Source organism: Hyalangium minutum, assembly GCF_000737315.1.
In the GTDB taxonomy this organism is placed as follows: Bacteria; Myxococcota; Myxococcia; order Myxococcales; family Myxococcaceae; genus Hyalangium; species Hyalangium minutum.
This window is the reverse complement of record NZ_JMCB01000012.1, coordinates 99,591-118,305: the sequence shown is the minus strand read 5'-3', so window position 1 is coordinate 118,305 and position 18,715 is coordinate 99,591. Positions and strand designations below refer to the sequence as shown.

Below are 18,715 nucleotides of genomic sequence, written 5' to 3'. Positions count from 1 at the left end.
CAATGACTCGCGGGGCTCAGGGCGTGTACAGCTCCGCCGCCGTGAGATAGCCGCCGTTGTATCCGCCGGAGATGAGCACCTTGCCGTTGTTCAGCAGCGTCGCGGTGTGCTCGCGGCGAGTGGAAGCCATGAGGGGGGCTGCACTCCAGGAGCCTGAAGCCGGGTCAAACAGCTCCGCTGTCGCGAGATAGCTCCCGTTTTGGCCCCCTGTGACGAGAATCTGGCCGTTGGGCAGCCGCGTCGCTTTGTGCATGTCACGCGAGGAGAGCATGGAGCCCGCAGCGCTCCAGGTGCCTGAGGCCGGGTCGTACACCTCCGCCGCCGCCAGAGCGCTGCCACCGTGGGTTCCCCCTGTGACGAGGACCTTGCCGTTGGCCAGAAGCGCCGCCGCGTGGCCCCCACGTCGCGAAGTCATGGGAGCGGTCGTGCTCCAGGAGTTCGCAGCCGGGTCGTACACCTCCACCGCCGCGTGGGCGTTGCTCCGATGCCCATCGAGGTGTCCGCCAGCGACCAGGAGATTGCCGTTGTTCAGCAGGGTCGCCGTGTGCTCGCCGTGGGCGGAGGGCATCGAGGCGACAGTGCTCCAGGTGCCCGAGGCGGGGTCGTACACCTCCACCGACGTGAGGGGGCCTGGGCCTGTGAACCATCCCCCCGCGACGAGCACCTTGCCGTTCGGAAGCAGCGTCGCCGTGTGGTAGCCACGAGGCGTGGCCATGGAGCCCGTCGCGCTCCAGGTGCCCGTGGCCGGGTCGTACACCTCTGCCGTCGCCATGTAGCCCCGGTCGTATCCCCCCGCGACGAGCACTTTGCCATTGGGCAGCAGCGTCGCCGTGTGGACAAAGCGGGCGGAGATCATGGAACGCGTGGTGCTCCAGGTGCCCGCGTCCGGGTCGTACACCTCCGCCGTGGCCCTTCCGGCGAGGACAATGGCTCCGCCCGTGACGAGCACCTTGCCAGAGAGGAGCAGGGTGGATGCGTGCCCAGAGCGCCCCTCGGTCATGAAGCCCGTCGAGGTCCACCCACAGGACGGTAGCCCCGTGACGGTGAAGCTCTTCGCGGCCGTCAGGTTGAAGGCATTGGTGACGGTGGCGGTGATGCTCGGGGGCGAGAGGGAAGAGGCACAGGAGGGCGCTGTCCAGGTGATGCGGCTGGAGGAGGCCGTGTGGGCGGGGGTACCCAGCGAGCCGGAGGTGGCCGTCCAGGAGAAGGAGAGCGCGGAGCCCTCGGGGTCGCTGGCGCTCACATCAAAGGTGAGCACCTGGCCGGGCGTGGCGGTGTTCGAGGAGCGATAGAAGGAGGTGATAACGGGACTGACGTGGCTGGAGGAAGGAGGGGAGACGCACAGGGCGAGGGTGCCGGTGGTCTGCCCGCCGCGGCCGTCAGAGACAGAGACGGTGAGGTCGCAGTTGTTACAGGAGCCCGTGGGCACAGCGGAGGGAGTGAACTGGGCGGAGCTGGAGGAGGCGTTGGTCCAGGTGCCTGCACAGGAGGCACTCCAGGAGTAGGAGAGGCTGTCGCCGTCCGAGTCCGAGGCGGAGGCGGAGGCGGAGGTGCTTTGTCCCACAGCCAGCTGAGAAGCGGTGGCGCTGATGGAGGCGACGACGGGAGAGGTGTTGAAGGAGATGGAGATCTGAGCGTCCCCGTGCCCCCCGCTCGGGGTGACGTTAATGGTCAGAGAGACGCGAGAGGCAAGGCCTCGGGAGTCCGTGGCGGTGAAGGTGAGGGTCTGAGTGCCGGAAGAGGCCGGAGCGATCCACGAGGTGGAAGCTGCGGAAGCCGAGGAGAAGGAGCCGGAGGTGGAGGACCAGGCGTAGGAGAGCGTGTCGCCCGCGTTCGGATCATGCGCGGAGGCCTGAAGAGAGAGGGAGCCGCCTGCGGCCACGGAGGTGGAGGAGGCCGTCAGCGAGTCGATGACGGGCGCCGCGTTCTGGAAGGGAGGCGGCGCATTGACCTGCTGGAGGGTGATGGCGACCAGCGCGGTCTGGTCCGCGGCGATGGAGACGCCCGAGGCGGAGCCCTCGTAGAGCTTGGTGCCGGAGGCATCGAAGGCCTGCGCGAGGAAGGAACGGTTGGAGCCCGCGGCGAGGTTGCCCAGCAGTCCGCCCCAGGAGCCATTGGAGGAAGCCAGATCCACCGAGAAGGAGGGGAAGTCGGCGGCGCTGGCTGTGACCGAGACGCGGGAGATGGAGGCGGAGAGGGCTTGAGGCACCGAGACGACAAACTGAGCCGAGCCGATCTCCGAAGGGGGCGAGCAGCTCGTGAGCAGTGCCAGCGTCAGCGCCAGCAGCAAGTGGGAAGAAGGGGAGCGGAAACAGTGAGAGGGATGGGGCATGGTCATGGGAACACGTTGAAGTTCGCGCGGGTGTGCCGCGCCTTGCCGATCGTCACTTGCAGGTCATCCACGTAGCTGGGGTGTCCGCCGATCACGAGGGTCGACGTGGCGTTCGGGCCTTCCATCGCGGCGGTGGCGGGAATCGTCAGGGTCGAGACGAGCACGCCATTCTTGTGCGTGTACAAGCCCGTGCCCGTCCGGCTCAGGGAGAGGTGGACCCAGGTGTTCAGGGGCAGCACGCCCCAGCCGATGTCTCCCCCCCAGTGCCGGTAGCCGCTGTTCTCGGTGGGGTAGTAAGCGAAGTCGGCGTTGTTGTTGTAGCCCCGGTTCCCCAGCGAGATGTCCCAGCCGGAGCCATAGATGACGGGAGAGCCAGTCAGCCCCAGCCCGGGGTTCTTCACCCAGAACTCAATGGTGAAGTCCTGGGCCCCCAGCCGGTAGCCCGAGCTCGCCGCGGTGGTGAGGCTGCCCGCCGTGAAGTTGGCGGAGGCTCCGCCGTGCAGCGCTCCCGCAGTGGTGAGGGTGGGCGAGTCGACGGTGGTCACCGCTGGGCCCGTCCCGTGGTTCGGGAAGGACGCCGACAGGTTCGCGCCGTCCATCGGGAAGTGCATGAACGGCCGGGTGAGCTGGGGCGCGACGCCGAAGTTGGCCGTCGTGTACTTCGCGCTGCCGATCGTGATCTGCACGTCGTCCAGGTACGACGGGCTCTGCCCGAGCTGCAGCGCCGAGGTGGTGGCCCCTCCCTCCATGTGCGCCGTGGGCGCAATCGAGGTGACCGAGACGAGCACCCCGTTCTTGTGCGTGTAGAGCCGGTCCTGGAAGCGGGAGACGGCCAGATGGGTCCACGTGTTGCGCGGCAGGACGCCCCACTCCACGGGCCCTCCCCATGGGTCACTCTGGTTGGCGAAATTGAAGGTGGCTGAGTTGTTGTAGTTGGTATTGCCCAGCGAGATCATCCATCCGTTGCCGGCGACCACCGGAGTGAAGGCACCGCTGAGGGCGGAGAAGTTCACCCAGAACTCGATCGTGAAGTCGCGGGTGCCAATCACGTTGCCCGAGGTGGTGGCGGTGGTCAGCGAGCCGCTCTGGAAGTTGCCGCTCGCGCCCCCATACCGGGCGGCCGCCGTGGTAATGGCTGGCGCCGCTACCGCGCTGAAGGTCACGCCATTGGCGGCGAAGTTCGGAAAGGCCGTCGAGCCGTTCGCTCCGTCCAACGGGAGAAGGACATGCGGCTCCACCGTGACAGGGCGAGGCGTAGAGGGCACTCGCGCCACCGGGAAGTTCGCGGTGGTGTGCCGGGCCGCCCCCACGGTGAGCATCACATCGTCCAGAGAGGCCGGGTATCCGCCGATCGTGATGGCGGACGTGGTGTTCGGCCCCTCCATCCTGTCGGTGGCGAGGATTGTCACCGTCTCCACCAGGATGCCGTTCTTGTGAGTGATCAGGGACGTGCCCTTGCGGGTGAGGGACAGGTGCGTCCAGGTGTCGCGGGGCAGGACTCCCCAGCTGATGTCTCCTCCCCAGCCGCGGTTGCCTCCCATCTGCGTGGCATAGAAGGCGAAGTTCGCGTTGCCGTTGAACACCGTGTTGCCCAGGGAGATGTCCCAGAAGGTGGTGGTGCCGTTGCCTCCCGAGAGCACCGGCGAGTTCCCCGGATCCAGGGAGCTGTGCTTGACCCAGAACTCGAGGGTGAAGTCGCGCGTCCCGAGCGCGTTCGCCGCGGACACGGGCGTCGACAGGGTCCCCGCCGTGAAGTCTCCGCAGCCGCCGCAGGCACTGGCCGCGGGGGTGATGAGCGGCGCACCCGAGGCGGACAGCGAGACACCTCCGGGCACCATGTTCCGGAAATCCGCGGTGGGAAGCTCTCCGCTCCCCGGTCCATCCATTGGCAGGTAGAGGAACGGCAGGGGCGTGAGCTGCGTGGGCGTGAAGTTCGCGGTGGTGTGCGTCACGCCGCCGACGGTGATCCGCAGATCATCGATGTACGAGGGGTGGCCGCCCACCGTGAGGGTCGAGGCCGCGGCGGTGCCTTCCAGCCGTGCGCCCGCCGCGATGGTCACCGTCTGCTTCAGCACGCCATTGAGGTGCGTGTAGAGGGTCGTGCCGGAGCGGGAGATCGACAGGTGATTCCAGGTGTTCGCCGGCAGCACGCCCCAGCCGATGTCTCCCCCCCAATGCCGGTAGCCGCTGTTCTGGGTGGGGTAGTAGGCGAAGTCCGCGCTGTTGTTGTAGCCCGTGTTCCCCAGGGAGATGTCCCAGCCGCTGCCGGAGATGACAGGGGAACCGAAGAACCCCAGGGAGCTGTGCTTGACCCAGAACTCGAGGGTGAAGTCGCTGTTCCCGATGACGTTGGCGGTGCTGCTGCCGGTCTGCAGAGAGCCATTCTGGAAGGCGCCGCTGCCCGCGCCGTACTTGGGTGCGACGGTCGAGATGGACGGGTTCTGGACGGGACGGAGGTGCACTCCGGCGTTCGCGAAGTTCACGAAGTCCACCGACGAGTTGTCGGTCGTGGTGGGGCCTGCATGGTCCATGGGCATGAAGACCAGCGTGGTGGGGCCCTGCAGGGTGTACGTCCAGCCATCCCCCAGGGCGGCGGCGCTCACGTTGCCCGCCTGGTCGGACGCGCGAACGGACGTGTAGTAGGTCATTCCGGGTGACAGCGTCAGGCCCGCCTGCGAGGCGCTGGTGACGTTCCCAACGGACGTCCAGTTGAGGAGGTCGGTGCCGCCCGCGCTCGAGCCGATCGCCAGCTCGTAGCGGGCAATGCCGCTCCCCACGTCGGTGCTCGCCGTCCAGGAGGCGATGGGAGATGCGGATGCCGCGGAGGTGGCGGTTCCATCGTTGAGCCCCGTGGGAGCCTGGGGCGCAGTCGTGTCGACGAGCCAGCCGTTGCCGGTGAGCGTGGTGAAGTTGCCAGCGCGGTCGTAGGCCCGGATCGAAGGGTAGTAGGTGGTTCCGCCCGTGAGCGTCAGCCCGGTGAGGGTGAAGCTCGGGCCCGCGTTGGGAGTGAAGACGGTCCAGCCCCTGGCCTGGGTGCCTCCCAGCGTGGTGCCGAGAGCGTACTCGTAATGGTCCAACCCGCTGCCCGCGTCGGTGAAGGCCGTCCACGTCAGGGTGGGCGAGGTGGTGAGGGAATTGGAGGCGATGCCATCGTTGAGGGTGCCGCCTCCGGCTGGCGGCGTGCTGTCATAAATGAGCGCGGCTGCGAGGGTGGAGCTCAGCCCGTCCGGGTGGGTGACCGTGATCGCGTAGGTCCCATTCGTGAGGGTGGGCACGGTGCAGGTGGCGGACGTCGAAGAGACGAACACCGTGGAGGTGCAAGACGTCGAGCCAATCCGGCCGGTGATTCCCGGGACGAAGTCCGCACCCATGAGCGTCACCAGTGTCCCAGCCTTCGCTTGGGCGGGACTGACCGAGCTGAGCCGCGGAGGAAGCCACTGGCAGGTGGAGCAGCAGATGCCTCCCATGCACTGGGCACCCGAGCATTGGTTGGCTCCCGTGCACGTCTCCCCGTCCGCCTTCTTCGTCACGCACGCCGAGGCCACGCAATAGAAGCCTGCCTCGCAGTGGGCATCGGTCGCGCAGTCCACCCGCCCGCTCAGGCCATATGCCTCCGCCGATGTGGGGAAGCCGCTGTTGTTGCGCCCCCCTGCCACCAGCACCTGGCCATTGGGCAACAGCGTGGCGGTGTGATCATTGTGGGGCGCGTTCATGGCCGGCGCCGCGCTCCATGTGCCCGCCACCGGGTTGTACAGCTCCACCGCCGCCAGATGGCCGCTGCTGTTCTGGCCTCCCGAGACGAGCACCTTGCCGTTCTGCAGCACTGCCACCGCGGGCGAGAAGTGTGGCGAGGCCATGGTGCCTGCGGTGCTCCAGGAGCCCGAGGCAGGCTCGTACAGCTCCGCCGCCGCCAGGACGCTCGCGTCGTAGCGCCCCCCAGTCACGAGGACCTTGCCGCTGCTCAGCAGCGCCGCCGTGTGGCTCCACCGAGGCGAAGCCATGGGGGCCGTGTCGCTCCAAGTGCCGGAGGCCGGGTCGTACAGCTCCGCCGTCGCGAGGACGGTGCTCCCGTTGCTCGAGCCTCCAGCAACGAGCACCTTGCCCGTGTTCAGCAGCGCGGCCGTGTGGAAGTACCGAGGCGTGGCCATGGCGCCCGCCGTGCTCCAGGTACCGGAGGCCGGGTCGTACACCTCCGCCGTCTTGAGAACACCGCTGGCGTTGCGTCCCCCGGAGACGAGCACCCTGCCGTCCGGGAGCAGCGTCGCCGTGTGCTCGTAGCGGGCCGAGGTCATGGGCGCCGTGGCACTCCAGGAGCCTGAGGCCGGGTCGTACAGCTCCGCCGCCGCCAGAGGCGTGCTGCCGTCGATTCCTCCCGAGACGAGCACCTTGCCGGTGTTCAGCCGCGTGGCTGTGGCGTGGTAGCGGCGCTGCGTCATGGAGGCGGCCGTGCTCCAAGTGCGGGAGGCCGGGTCGTACAGCTCTGCCGCCGTGAGGGAGCCTTGGGTGTTCTGTCCTCCCGCCACGAGCACCTTGCCGCTGCTCAGCACCGTCGCAGTGTGGCCTCCGCGAGGCGTGCTCATGGAGCCCGCCAGGGCCCAACCCATGGAGCAGGCTGGCAGCCCCGGCACGGTGAAGCGGTGGGTGGCCGTCAGGCCGAAGGAGTTGGTGACAGTGGCGGTAAGGACGGGCGCGCTGCCATCGCTGACGCACTGGGGCGCCGTCCAGGTGACGCGGCTGGAGGAGGCCGTGGAGGCTGGGGTGCCCAGCGTACCGAGGGTGGCGCTCCAGGAGAAAGAGAGCGCGGAGTCCTGGGGATCGCTGGCGCTCACGTCGAAGGTGAGCACCTGTCCGGAAGTGGCGCTCTCCGAGGAACGCGTGGCGGAGGTGAAGAACGGCGGGAAGTGCTGGGGAGCTGGAGGCTCCGAGACGCACAGGGCCACGGTGCCCGTGGTCTGCCCTCCGCGCCCGTCGGAGACGGTGACCGTGAGGCGGCAGTTGTTACAGGAGGCCTGCGGCAGCAGGGAAGGTGTGAACTGCGCGGAGCGGGAGGAGGCATTGCTCCATGTGCCCTCGCAGGAGGCACTCCAGGCATAGGCGAGTGTGTCCCCATCCATGTCCGAGGCCGAGGCGGAGACCGCCGTGGCCTGTCCCGCTGTCAGCCGGGTGGGAGCCGCGCTCAGCGTCATCACCTCCGGCGCATTGTTGAAGAGGATGGAGAACTGCGCCTCTCCGTGCCCTCCGCTCGGGAGGACGTGGATGGTCAGGGCGAGGCGAGAGGTCAGGCCGCCCGGGTCCGTCACGGTGAGGGTGAGGGTCTGGAGGCCCGCGGAGTCCGGCGCCGTCCACGCGGTGGTGGCCTCGGTGCTGGAGGAGAAGCTGCCCGCAGTGGAGGTCCAGGCGTAGGAGAGCGTATCACCCGCGTTGGGATCATGGGCCGAAGCCACGAGGGCGAGGGCGCTGTCCGCCATCACCGAGGTAGAGGAGGCGGCCAGCGAGTCGATGAACGGGGCTGCGTTCTGGAAGGGCGGGGGCGCATCGACTCGCTGCAGGGTCACGGCCACCCAGGCGGTCTGATCCGCGAAGAGAGTGACGCCGGAGGCGGAGCCCTCGAAGAGCTTGGCGCCCGAGGCATCGAACGCCTGCGCCAGGAACGTGCGGTTGTTGCCCGCGGGGAGGTTGCTGAGGAATCCGCGCCAGGAGCCGTTGGCGGCGAGCAGCTCCACGGAGAAAGACGGAGCATCCTCGGCGCTGAAGGTGACGGACACGCGAGAGACCGAAGAGGCCAGCGGCTGGGGCACCGAGACGGCGAGCTGCACCGAGCCAGTGCCCGAGGAAGAGGCTGGGCAGCCCATGAGCAGCGCCAGCGCGAGCGTCAACAGCAGGCCCGAGAGTCCGTTTTTCATGAGGTGGCCCATGGGTGGAAGGAGCGGAAGCTCAGGGGGTGGACAGATCCGCCGTCTCGCGAGGACCGCTGGCGTGGGCAATGCCCAGCACGAGGCTCGGGGTGACGCTGACGGTCAGGGAGAGCGTCGAGGCGAGGCCCTGGGAGTCCGTCACGGTGAGGGCGAGGGTCTGCAGCCCGGTGGTGGCTGGCGCCGTCCACACGGTGGATGCGGAGGAGGCCGAGGTGAAGGTTCCCGCAGCGGAAGACCAGGAGTACGTGAGCGTGTCGCCCGCGTTGGGATCATGAGCGGAGGCCTCCAGGGTGAGCACTCCACCCGTCACCACCGAGGGGGTGGGGGCCGTCAGCGAGTCGATGATCGGGGCCTCGTTCTGGAAGGGAGGCGGCGCGTTGACCTGCTGCAAGGTGATGGCGACCAGGGTGGACTGGTTCGCGGCGATGGAGATGCCCGAAGCGGAGCCCTCGTAGCGCTGGGTGCCCGCGGCGTCGAAGGCCTGGGCCAGGAAGGTACGGTGGGAGCCGGCAGGCAGGTTGCCGAGCATGCCGCCCCAGGTGCTCCCAGACAGGGCGAGATCCACGGAGACGGCGGGCACCTCCGCGCCGAGGGCGGTGATGGAGACGCGCGAGACCGAGGCCGAGAGCGCTTGGGGCATGGATACCGCGAGCTGGGCCGAGCCCATCTCCGAGGAGGAGGGCTCACAGCCCGCGAGCAACGGCAGCACACAGGCCAATAGCAGGTGCGTGGCGATTCTCTTCATCAGACAGTCCTCGAGCGTGGAGGCGTGAAGGGGACTTCTCGGGGCCGTGGGGTTCAGGGCGTGAACAGCTCGGCCGTCGCGAGCGGAGTGCTGCCGGTGTTGCCTCCCGCCACGAGCACCTTGCCGTTGGGCAGTGCCACCACCGCGTGATACCCGCGGGCCGAGCCCATGGAGCCAGCGGAGGTCCAGGTGCCCGTGCTGGGGTTGTAGGCCTCGGCCGTGGACAGATAGGTGGTGCTCCGGATGCCTCCGGCGATGAGCACCTTGCCGTTGGACATCACCCCCGCTGCGGAGCTAGCGCGCGCCGTGGACATGGAGCCGGTGGCGCTCCAGGTGCCTGTGGCCGGATCGTACAGCTCCGCCGTCGCCAAGTAGGTGCTCCGGTTGGTTCCCCCCGAGATGAGCACCTTGCCGTCAGGCAGCAGCGTCGCCGTGTGGCTCGCGCGAGGCGAGGACATGGCGCCGGTGGAACTCCAGGTGCCGGTGGCCGGATCGTACAGCTCCGCCGTTGCGAGGAAGGCGCTGCTGCTGTTACCGCGTCCCCCTGCGACGAGCACCTTGCCGTTATTCAGCAATGTGGCCGTGTGGTATCCGCGCAGGGTGCTCATGGCCCCCGTCGCGCTCCAGGTTCCGGAGGCCGGGCTGTACACCTCGGCTGTCGCCAGATAGCCGCTCGCGCTGTTATAGCCGCCGGTGACGAGCACCTTGCCGTCCGGCAGCGGCGTCGCCGTGTGGAGGTAGCGCGGGGAGAGCATGGGGCCCGTCGCGCTCCAGGTGTTGGAGGCCGGGTTGTACAGCTCCGCTGCCGCGAGGTAGCCGTTCGTACTGTTGTAGCCCCCCGAGACGAGCACGCTGCCATGGGGCAGCGGTGCCGCCGCGTGACTGTAGCGAGCGGCGGCCAGAGGGCCCGTCGCGCGCCAGGTGCCCGAAGCCGGCGTGTACACCTCCGCCGAGGCGAGAGCGGCGGTGTTCTGTCCCCCCGAGACGAGCACCTTGCCGTCGGACAGCAGCGTCGCCGTGGGGTCTCGGCGCGCCGTGCCCATGGCGGCCGTCGCGGTCCAGGCCGAGACGACGCAGGTGGGCAGTCCTATGACCTCGAAGCGCTTCGAGTCACGCAGGCTGAAGGCATTGGTGAAGGTGGCGGTGATGGCAGGAGTGGTGCCCTCACTGGCACACGTGGGGGCCGTCCACGTGGTGCGGCTCTGGGAGGCGCTGGAGGCCGGTGTACCCAGCGAGCCGGTGTTGGCGGCCCAGGAGAACGAGAGCGCGGAGCCCTGGGGATCGGTGGCCACGACCTCGTAGGTGAGCACCTGTCCTGCGGAGATGAGCTCCCAGGGAAACGCGGAGCTGTAGGAGCCGAGGAGGCGGGGAGGGAAGCGGTTGGGAGGGGCGCTCGTGCTGACACACAGGGCCAAGGTGCCAGTGGTCTGCCCGCCGCGCCCATCGGAGACGGTGACGGTCAGGTCGCAGTTGTTGCAAGAGCCACCGGGCAGCGCGGAGGGGGTGAACTCCGCGGCGCTGGAGGAAGCGTTGGCCCAGGAGCCCGCGCACGAGGCGCTCCAGGCGTAGGAGAGGCTGTCGTCATCCAGGTCCGAGGCCGAGGCGGACACCGAAGTGCTCTGCCCCACCGCGAGCTGCGAGGCCGTGACGCTGAGGGACGCCACGCTGGGAGCGCTATTAAAGGAGACAGTGATTTGCGCCGAACCGTGTCCATCGCTCGAGAGAACCTCGAGGTCCACGGAGGCGCTGGAGGAGAGGCCTCCAGAGTCCGTCACGGTGACGGTGAGGGTCTGCGCGCCAGGAGTGGAAGGCGCCGTCCACGAGGTGGAGGCCTCGGAGTCCGAGGCGAAGGAACCTGCGGAAGAAGACCAGGCGTAGGTGAGGGGCTCCTCCGGGTGAAGTCCATGGGCCGTGGCCTGCAAAGAGATGGAGCCACCCACGGCCACGGAAGTCGAGGAGGCCACCAGCGAGTCAATCACCGGGGGCTCATTCAGCGAGGACTGAGGCGCGTTGAGCGCTTGGAGGGTGATGGCCACGAAGGCGGACTGGCCAGCGGAGATGGGAACGCCGGAGGCGGAGCCCTGGAAGAGCCGGTTGCCCGCGGCGTCGAAGGCCTCCGCTAGGAAGGAGCGGTTGGCACCTGCGGGGAGGTTGCCGAGGTTCCCTCCCTGAAGTCCGTGGGAGGAGGCAAGGTCCACGGAAGCCGAGGGGAGGTCCGCCGCACTGGCGGTGACCGAGACGCGGGAGATGGAGGAGGAGTCCGAGCGAGGGAGGAGGACGGCAAGCTGTGCCGAGCCCGTGTCAGAGAAAGAGGCAGAGCAGCCCGCGAGCAGCGCCAGCCCCAGCATCAACAGCAGGAGAGAGGGAGTCTTCTTCATGAAGGAATGGCTCCAGGGACTTAAGGAGTGCCGGGCGTGTACAGCTCCGCCGTCGAGAGGGGATCGCTGCCCGAGACGCCCCCCACGAACAGGACCTGGCCGTTGAGCAGCAGCGTCGCCGTGGTGCCGCTGCGAGGCGTGAGCATGGAGCCCGCAGCGCTCCAGGTATCCGAGGTGGGGTCGTACTCCTCTGCGGGCGCGAGCGGGCCGCCATCACCCCCTGCGATGAGCACTCGGCCGTTCTTCAGCAGCGTCGCTGAGTGGTACGCGCGAGGCGTGAGCATGGAAGCAGCCGCGCTCCAAGAGTTCGAAGCCGGGTCGTACACCTCTGCTGTCACCTGCGGCGGTGGCCCGTAGGCGCTCCCCGTGACGAGCACCCTGCCGTTGTTCAGCAGCGTCGCCGCGTGCCAGGAATGAGGCGAGCCCATGGAGCCCGTCGCACTCCAAGAGCCCGAGGCTGGGTCGTACACCTCCGCCGTGGTGGAAGGGACACCCGAGTCGAGTCCGGCCGCAACGAGCACCTTGCCGTTCGGCAGCCGTGTTGTCGTGTGGAAGAAGCGCGCCGAGGCCATGGAGCCGGTCGCTCTCCAGGTGCCTATCCCCGCGGACGGGTCCAAGACCTCCGCCGCCGCGAGGAAGCCTGACCTCTCGTTGATGCCTCCCGTGAGAAGCACCTGGCCATCAAGCAGCAGGGTCGCGGAGGCGAAGACGCGAGGCAAGGTCAGGAGGCCTGTCTCGCGCCAGGTACCCGAGGCGGGATCGTACACCTCCGCCGTCCCGTACATTCCGGGACTGCCGGATCCTGTCCCTGCCGCGACGAGCACTTGGCCGTTGCTCAGCAGCGTCGCCGTGTGGTTCACGCGCGATCCGTGCAGGGAGCCTGTTGCGCTCCAGGTGCCCGTCGCTGGGTCATACAGTTCCGCGGTCGCCAGGGAGGTACTGCTGGAACCCCAGCCCCCCACGACGAGGACCTTGCCGCTGGGCAACAGCGTCGCTGTGTGGCCGTAACGAGGCGAAACCAGGGAGCCCGTCGAGGTCCAGCTCGGGGGGACACAGACAGGCAACCCCGTGACCGAGAAGCTCTTCGTGGCCGTCAGGTGGAAAGCGTTGGTGATGGTGGCGGTGATGGCCAGAGGAGTGCCTTCACTGACACAGCCAGGGGCCGTCCAGGTGATGCGGCTGGAGGAGGCGCTGTCGGCCGCGGTGCCCAGCGAGCCGGCGGTGGCTGTCCAGGAGAAGGAGAGCGCGGAGCCCTCGGGGTCGCTGGCCACCACCTCATAGGTGAGCACCTGCCTCGCCGTGGCCGTACCCGAGCTGCCGGAGGCGGAGAGAATGAGAGGAGGAAGGTGATTGAGCTCGGGAGGCGCTCGGACGCACAGCGCCACGGTGCCGGTGGTCTGCCCGCCGCGCCCGTCGGAGACGGTGACGGTCAGGTCGCAGTTGTTGCAGGTGCTGGCAGGCAGCTCGGAGGGAGTGAACTGCGCGGCGCGGGAGGCGGCGTTGGCCCAGGAGCCCGCGCACGAGTTACTCCAGGAATAGGTGAGGCTGTCGCCATCCAGATCCGAGGCCGAGGCGGACACCGCGGTGCTCTGCCCCACGGCCAGTTGGGAGGCCGTGGCGTTGAGGGAATCCACGCGAGGGGTGGAATTGAAGGAGATGGAGAGCTGCGCCTGGCCCTGCTCCCCCGAGGGGAGGACGTTGACCACCACCGTGATGGAGGAGGAGAGGCCCCGGGAGTCCGTCACGGTGAGGGAGAGGGTTTGAATGCCGGTGGAGGCCGGAGCCGTCCACGAGGTGGAGGCCGCGGTGGCCGAGGAGAAGGAGCCTGCGGTGGCGGTCCAGGCGTAGGAGAGCGTGTCTCCGGGATTGGGATCGCTCGCGGAAGCGGCGAGCGAGAGGGAGTTGCCCACGGACACCGAGGTGGAGGAGGCCGTCAGGGAGTCAATGATCGGGGCTTCGTTCTGGAAGGCAGGCGCGTTGACTTGCTGGAGGGTGATGGCGACCAGAGCGGTCTGGCCAGCGGCGATGGAGACGCCGGAGGCAGAGCCCTCGAAGAGCGCAGTGCCCGAAGCGTCGAAAGCCCGGGCCAGGAAGGTGCGATGGGCGCCTGCGGGGAGGTCGCCGAGCGTGCCGCCCCAGGAGCCGTTGGCGAAGACAAGGTCCACCGAGACGGAGGGGAAATCGGCGGCGAGCGCAGTGACGGAGACGCGGGAGACGGAGGCGGAGAGCGCCTGGGGCACCGCGACGGCGAACTGAATCGAGCCGGTGCCGGAGGAAGAGGGCGAGCAACCCGCGAGCAGCGCCAGCCCCAGCGCCAGCAGCAGGGAGAGGGAGCTTTTGTTCATGAGGGAGTTCTCGTGTCTGAGGAAGGAGGTCCAACGGCTCGCGCGGCTCAAGGTGTGTAGAGCTCCGCCTGCGTGAGACCGCCGGTGGTGCCGGATCCACCCGTGACGAGCACCCTGCCGTCGGGCAACAACGTCACCCTGTAGCCATTGCGAGGCGTGAGCATGGCGCCTGCGGGGCTCCAGGTGTCCGTGGCCGGGTCGTACTCCTCCGCCGCGGCCATAGGCAAATGGGACTGGAGGTCGTATCCCCCCGCGATGAGCACCCGGCCGTCAGGCAGCACCATCGCCCAAGGAGAGGTGCGGCGTGTCAGCATGGTACCCGCGGGGCCGAAGGTGCTCGACGCCGGGTCGTACACCTCGGCCGCCGCGAGATCGCCGCCCCAGCCGTCTCCCCCGAAGACGAGCACCTTGCCGGAGCGCAGCGGCACCGCCGTATGGGAGTAGCGATGCAAGGACATGGTGCCGGCAGCGCTCCAGGTGCCCGAGGCCGGGTCGTACGCTTCCGCCGCCGCGAGGAGCCCGGGGTTGCCGAACCCTCCAGTGATGAGCAGTCGCCCGCTGGGCAGCAGCGTCGCCGTGTAGTTCCAACGGCCAGAGGTCGTGCCACCTGTGTCGCTCCAGGTGCCCCCGGCCGGGTCGTACTCCACCGGGGAGAGGTTGCCCTGCGCGTCTTCCCCCACGATGAGCACCTTGCCGTTGGGCAGCAGCGTCTCCATGGCGTAGGAGCGAGCCGGGAGCAGTCTGCCAGCATCGCTCCAGGTGCCTGAGACCGGGTCATACAGCTCCGTGGTCGCTGGAGCCCCGCTGTAGCCCCAGCTCCCCGCGACGAGGACCTTGCCGTTGAGCAGCAGCGTCGCCGTGTGGCCGTCACGAGGTGCGAGCATGGGTCCTGTCGCGCTCCAGGTGCCAGTGGCCGGATCGTACAGCTCCGCCGTCGCGAGGAGCCCCTGGGGGTTGCCCCCCACGACGAGGACCTTGCCGTTGAGCAGCAGCGTCGCCGTGTGGCCGTCACGAGGCGCGAGCATGGGACCTGTCGCGCTCCAGGTACCCGAGGCCGGATCGTACAGCTCCGCCGTCGCGAGGCGCCCCTGGTGGCTGCCCCCCGCGACGAGGACCTTGCCGTTGGGCAGCAGCGTGGCCGTGTGGTAGCCGCGAGGCGAGAGCATGGCGCCTGTCGAGGCCCAGCTCGGCGGAGGACAGAGCGGTAGCCCGGTGATGGAGAAGCTCTGGGTGGCTGTCAGGTGGAAGGCGTTGGTGATGGTGGCGGTGAGCTCAGGAACCGGGCTGCTCCGGACACAGGGCGGAGCCGTCCAGGTGATGCGGCTGGAGGAGGCGGTGGTGGCCGCGGTGCTCAGAGAGCCAGTGGTGGCCGTCCAGGAGAAGGAGAGCGCGGAACCCTCGGGGTCGCTGGCCATCACCTCATAGGTGATCACCTGTCCGGCCGTGGCGGTGCCTGACGAGCTGGAGGCGGAGACGATGACAGGCTGGAGGTGGTTGGTGGTGGGGATGTTGCTGACGCACAAGGCCACGGTGCCGGTGGTCTGCCCGCCGCGCGCGTCAGAGACGGTAACGGTGAGGCGGCAGTTGTTGCAGGTGCCGAAAGGCAGGGCCGACGGAGTGAACTGGGCCGCGCTGGAGGTGGCATTGGCCCAGGAGCCCGCGCACGAGGCGTTCCAAGCGTAGGACAGGCTGTCGCCATCCAGGTCCGAGGCCGAGACGGAGACCGCCGTGGCCTGTCCGACAGCCAGCCGGGTGGGCGTGGCGCTGAGGGAGGCCACCTGGGGAGAGAGATTGAAGGAGATGGTGATCTGCGCGCTGCCCAGCGCCGGGCTCGGGGTGACGGAGATGGCCAGCGAGACGCTGGAGGAAAGGCCCCTGGAGTCCGTGACGGTGAGGGTGAGGGTCTGAAGGCCGAGGGTGGAAGGCGCCGTCCACGAGGTGGAGGCAGCGGTGGCCGAGGAGAAGGAGCCCGCGGTGGAGGACCAGGCGTAGGTGAGCGTATCGCCCGCGTTCGGGTCATGTGCGGCGGCCACCAGGGAGAGGGTGCCGCCCGCGGTTACCGAGGTGGAAGCGGCGGCCAGGGAGTCGATGAACGGGGCCGCGTTCTGGAACGGAGGCGGTGCATCGACTTGTTGAAGGGTCAGGGCGACCAGGGCGGTCTGGTTGGCGGAGAGGGAGATGCCGGAGGCAGAACCCTCATAGAGAAGGGTGCCGGAGGCGTCGAAGGCCCGGGCCAGGAAGGTGCGGTGGGAGCCCGCGGGCAGCGAGCTGAGCAAGCCGCCCCAGACGCTGTGGGAGAAGACGAGGTCCACGGAGACAGAGGGCATGTCCGCGGCGCTGACAGTGACCGAGACGCGGGAGACGGAGGCGGAGAGCGCCTGGGGCAACGAGACAGCAAGCTGTGCCGAGCCCGTGCCGGAAGAGGCAGAGCAGCCCGCGAGCAGCGCCAGCCCCAGCGCCAACAGCAGGGGAGTGGAGGCTTTCTTCATGAAGGTCACCTTCGTGGCCGCAAGAAAAGGGCGAGGGCCCGGGAGAGCCCTCGCCCCAGCACGACGGGGAACTACGGCGCGAGGAGCTGGAGGTCGTTCTCGGAGGAGGGCAGCTCGGTGTCGCCGATGTCGCGGACGTGGCCGTAGCCCAGCTGGCCGGCCGCGTTCTCACCCCAGCAGCGGGCGCCGCCCGTGCTCAGCAGCGCGCAGGTGTGGCTGCCACCCGCCGTCACCTGGAAGGCGCTGGAGCCACCCAAGTCCACAACGGTGGTGGGCGCGAGCCGGTGCGAGGCGCTGCCGTAGCCCAGCCGGCCGCTGCCGCCGTTGCCCCAGCACTTGAGGTCGCCGGTGCCCAGCAGGGCGCAGGTGTGGAGCTTGCCCGTGGCCACCTGGAGCACCTGACCGCCCACGTCCACATCACCCGCCTCGGAGGGCGTGTCGACGCTGGCGGTGTTGCCGTAGCCCAGCTGGCCGAAGCCGTTGTAGCCCCAGCAGCGCAGGTTGCCGGTGCTGAGCACCGCGCAGGTGTGGTTCTCGCCCGCCGCCAGCTGCAGGACGGTGTCTCCGCCCACCGGCACATCTCCCCTGGAGGCGGGATCCTCGCTGTCACCGAGAGGGGTGTGGTCCCTGTAGCCCAGCTGGCCGTAGGCGTTGAAGCCCCAGCAGCGCACGTGGCCGTTGTCCAGCAGGGCGCAGGTGTGGTGGCCACCGGCGACGATGTTCTTCACGGTGCCTCCCACGTTCACGTCGCTGTCCCCGCCTTCATACGGCTGCTCGTTGTCACCCACGTCATTGGCGTGGCCCCGGCCGAGCTGGCCGTAGTTGTTGCGGCCCCAGCAGCGCACGTTGCCCGTGTTCATCAGGGCGCAGGTGTGCTCGGCGCCCGCGGCGATCTTCACCGCGATGCCGCCCAGGTTGACGTAGCCGTAGTTGACGATGGGCTCGCCATCCCCCACGTTGAGGGTGGTGTTGTAGCCGAGCTGGCCGTACTGGTTGTTGCCCCAGCAGCGCACCAGGCCCGTGTCCAGCAGGGCGCAGGTGTGGTGGGCGCCCACCGCCAGCTTGGAGCCCACGCCCACCAGCGGCACGTCGCCCGCCGTGAAGGGCTGCTCGTTATCGCCGATGTCGAAGGTGTTGCCGTAGCCGAGCTCGCCGCTGCTGTTGAGCCCCCAGCAGCGCAGGTTGCCGTTGTTGAAGAGCGCGCAGGTGTGGGACTCGCCCGCGCGGATGGTGTTGATGCCGGTCAGCCCGCCCTCCACGACGGGGTTGTCGGGGAACTGGTTGGGCGTCAGCGGGTAGGTGAGCGTCGTCGTCGCGTTGTCGGTGTCCGTCACGGCCAGCGTGATGGTGCCCTGCGCGGCCGTCGTGTAATTCTGCAGGGTGGCGGGGTTGGTGGTGCCGTTGTTGGTGAAGGTCAGGTTGAAGTTCGTGCTCGGGGCGGACGTGAAGCTCCAGGCGTACCGGAGGTCCGTCGCGGCGTCGTTGTCAGCCACCGAGGCCTGGAAGAGCACGTTGCCGGTGCCGGTGATGCGGCTCGAGCTCACGCTGTTGATGACCGGGGCGAAGAGCACCGTGATGCCGGTGTTCTGCACGCCGTCGGTGGTACCGGGCGGCTTGATCTTGGTCTTGAAGGTGGTGGTGACGGAGTGGCCAGCCGGGTTGGTGACCTTCACCGTGTGCTCGAACTCGGTGTTGGAGCTGACGGTGGGCGGCACGTACTGGCTGACGAAGGTGCCCGAGGTGGTCGCCAGGGTGAAGGAGCCGTTCACCGGGTAGAAGGTGCCGCCTCCCTGCGCGGGAGTGATTTCATAGGTGAGCGTCTCTCCGGTGTTGGCCTCCACGGAGAAGGAGACGTTGCCGGCCTGGTCAGAGCCGAAGGCCGAGGGCACGGAGATCTTCCGGATGCGGGGGATGCTGATGGTCCGGCCGTCATTGGCGGCGGACAGGGCAATGATGATGGTCTGGTAGGGGAGCGACAGGGTCTGCTCGGTGTCTCCCTCGAAGAGCACCTCGCGTGCGGAGTTGAGGGCCGCCGCGTGGAAGACGAGCGCCTTGTTCTTGGGGAGGAAGGGAATCTCTCCGCTCCACTCGCCCGCGGAGAAGCCCAAATCGAAGTTCACGTAGAGCGGCGTGTTGGAGACCTTGTCCTTCACGGTGATGCGCAGCGTCGTCACCTCGTTGAAGGTGAAGGCCTGGGCCGAGCGCAGCGAAGCGGAGGAGCGGGAGCCGCTCTGGCCAGAGGACTCGAAGAAGTCCGCGGCCTTGATGGAGAAGGTGGCGGTGGCGGAGTCCTCCTGCTCCTGCTGCTGGGGCGCGGAGGGCTGGGTGCTGCAGCCGTTGAGGCCGAAGGTGAGGGCCGACAGGACGAGGGCCGTCTTGCGCAGCGCCCTCCGGGTGCTCTGGAAACGATACGGGGGATGAGACATACACGTGCTCCTTCAAGACGCACGTCTTCCAAGCCGCGCCAAGCAGCTCTTCCGACGAAACGTCGCAAGTGACAGGGATTGACGG

7 protein-coding genes are annotated in these 18,715 nt (G+C 68.6%); all 7 read right to left on the bottom strand.

The genetic code is table 11. The annotated features are described in order from the left end of the window. Positions 1–16 precede the first annotated feature (16 nt). Complete coding sequence (locus DB31_RS28105; RefSeq protein ID WP_157232222.1) at positions 17–2,332, bottom strand: Kelch repeat-containing protein; 2,316 nt, start codon at positions 2,330–2,332, stop codon at positions 17–19. A gap of 2 nt (positions 2,333–2,334) precedes the next feature. Further along, positions 2,335–8,235 carry a Kelch repeat-containing protein gene (locus DB31_RS51440; RefSeq protein WP_157232221.1) on the bottom strand — a complete coding sequence of 1,967 codons (5,901 nt, stop codon included), beginning with the start codon at positions 8,233–8,235 and terminating at the stop codon, positions 2,335–2,337. Positions 8,236–8,266: 31 nt separating this feature from the next. Then, positions 8,267–8,992 (bottom strand): PKD domain-containing protein, encoded by a 726-nt coding sequence (locus tag DB31_RS28095; protein ID WP_044193100.1) that lies wholly within the window; start codon positions 8,990–8,992, stop codon positions 8,267–8,269. Between the two features lie 53 nt (positions 8,993–9,045). Then, positions 9,046–11,370, bottom strand: coding sequence for a Kelch repeat-containing protein (locus tag DB31_RS28090; protein ID WP_044193099.1), 2,325 nt, complete (start codon positions 11,368–11,370; stop codon positions 9,046–9,048). A 20-nt stretch (positions 11,371–11,390) separates the two neighbouring features. Further along, positions 11,391–13,715, bottom strand: coding sequence for a Kelch repeat-containing protein (locus tag DB31_RS28085; protein ID WP_044193098.1), 2,325 nt, complete (start codon positions 13,713–13,715; stop codon positions 11,391–11,393). A gap of 47 nt (positions 13,716–13,762) precedes the next feature. Beyond that, positions 13,763–16,204, bottom strand: a complete 2,442-nt coding sequence (locus DB31_RS28080) for a Kelch repeat-containing protein (protein ID WP_044193097.1) — start codon at positions 16,202–16,204, stop codon at positions 13,763–13,765. Between the two features lie 71 nt (positions 16,205–16,275). Then, positions 16,276–18,630, bottom strand: coding sequence for an RCC1 domain-containing protein (locus DB31_RS28075; RefSeq protein WP_044193096.1), 2,355 nt, complete (start codon positions 18,628–18,630; stop codon positions 16,276–16,278). Between the last annotated feature and the right edge of the window lie 85 nt (positions 18,631–18,715).

Excerpts from the sequence above, each read along its gene's own strand:
- DB31_RS28105 (WP_157232222.1), bottom strand. The coding sequence starts at position 2,332 with ATGCCCCATCCCTCTCACTGTTTCCGCTCCCCTTCTTCCCACTTGCTG.
- DB31_RS51440 (WP_157232221.1), bottom strand. The coding sequence starts at position 8,235 with ATGAAAAACGGACTCTCGGGCCTGCTGTTGACGCTCGCGCTGGCGCTG.
- DB31_RS28095 (WP_044193100.1), bottom strand. The coding sequence starts at position 8,992 with ATGAAGAGAATCGCCACGCACCTGCTATTGGCCTGTGTGCTGCCGTTG.
- DB31_RS28090 (WP_044193099.1), bottom strand. The coding sequence starts at position 11,370 with ATGAAGAAGACTCCCTCTCTCCTGCTGTTGATGCTGGGGCTGGCGCTG.
- DB31_RS28085 (WP_044193098.1), bottom strand. The coding sequence starts at position 13,715 with ATGAACAAAAGCTCCCTCTCCCTGCTGCTGGCGCTGGGGCTGGCGCTG.
- DB31_RS28080 (WP_044193097.1), bottom strand. The coding sequence starts at position 16,204 with ATGAAGAAAGCCTCCACTCCCCTGCTGTTGGCGCTGGGGCTGGCGCTG.
- DB31_RS28075 (WP_044193096.1), bottom strand. The coding sequence starts at position 18,630 with ATGTCTCATCCCCCGTATCGTTTCCAGAGCACCCGGAGGGCGCTGCGC.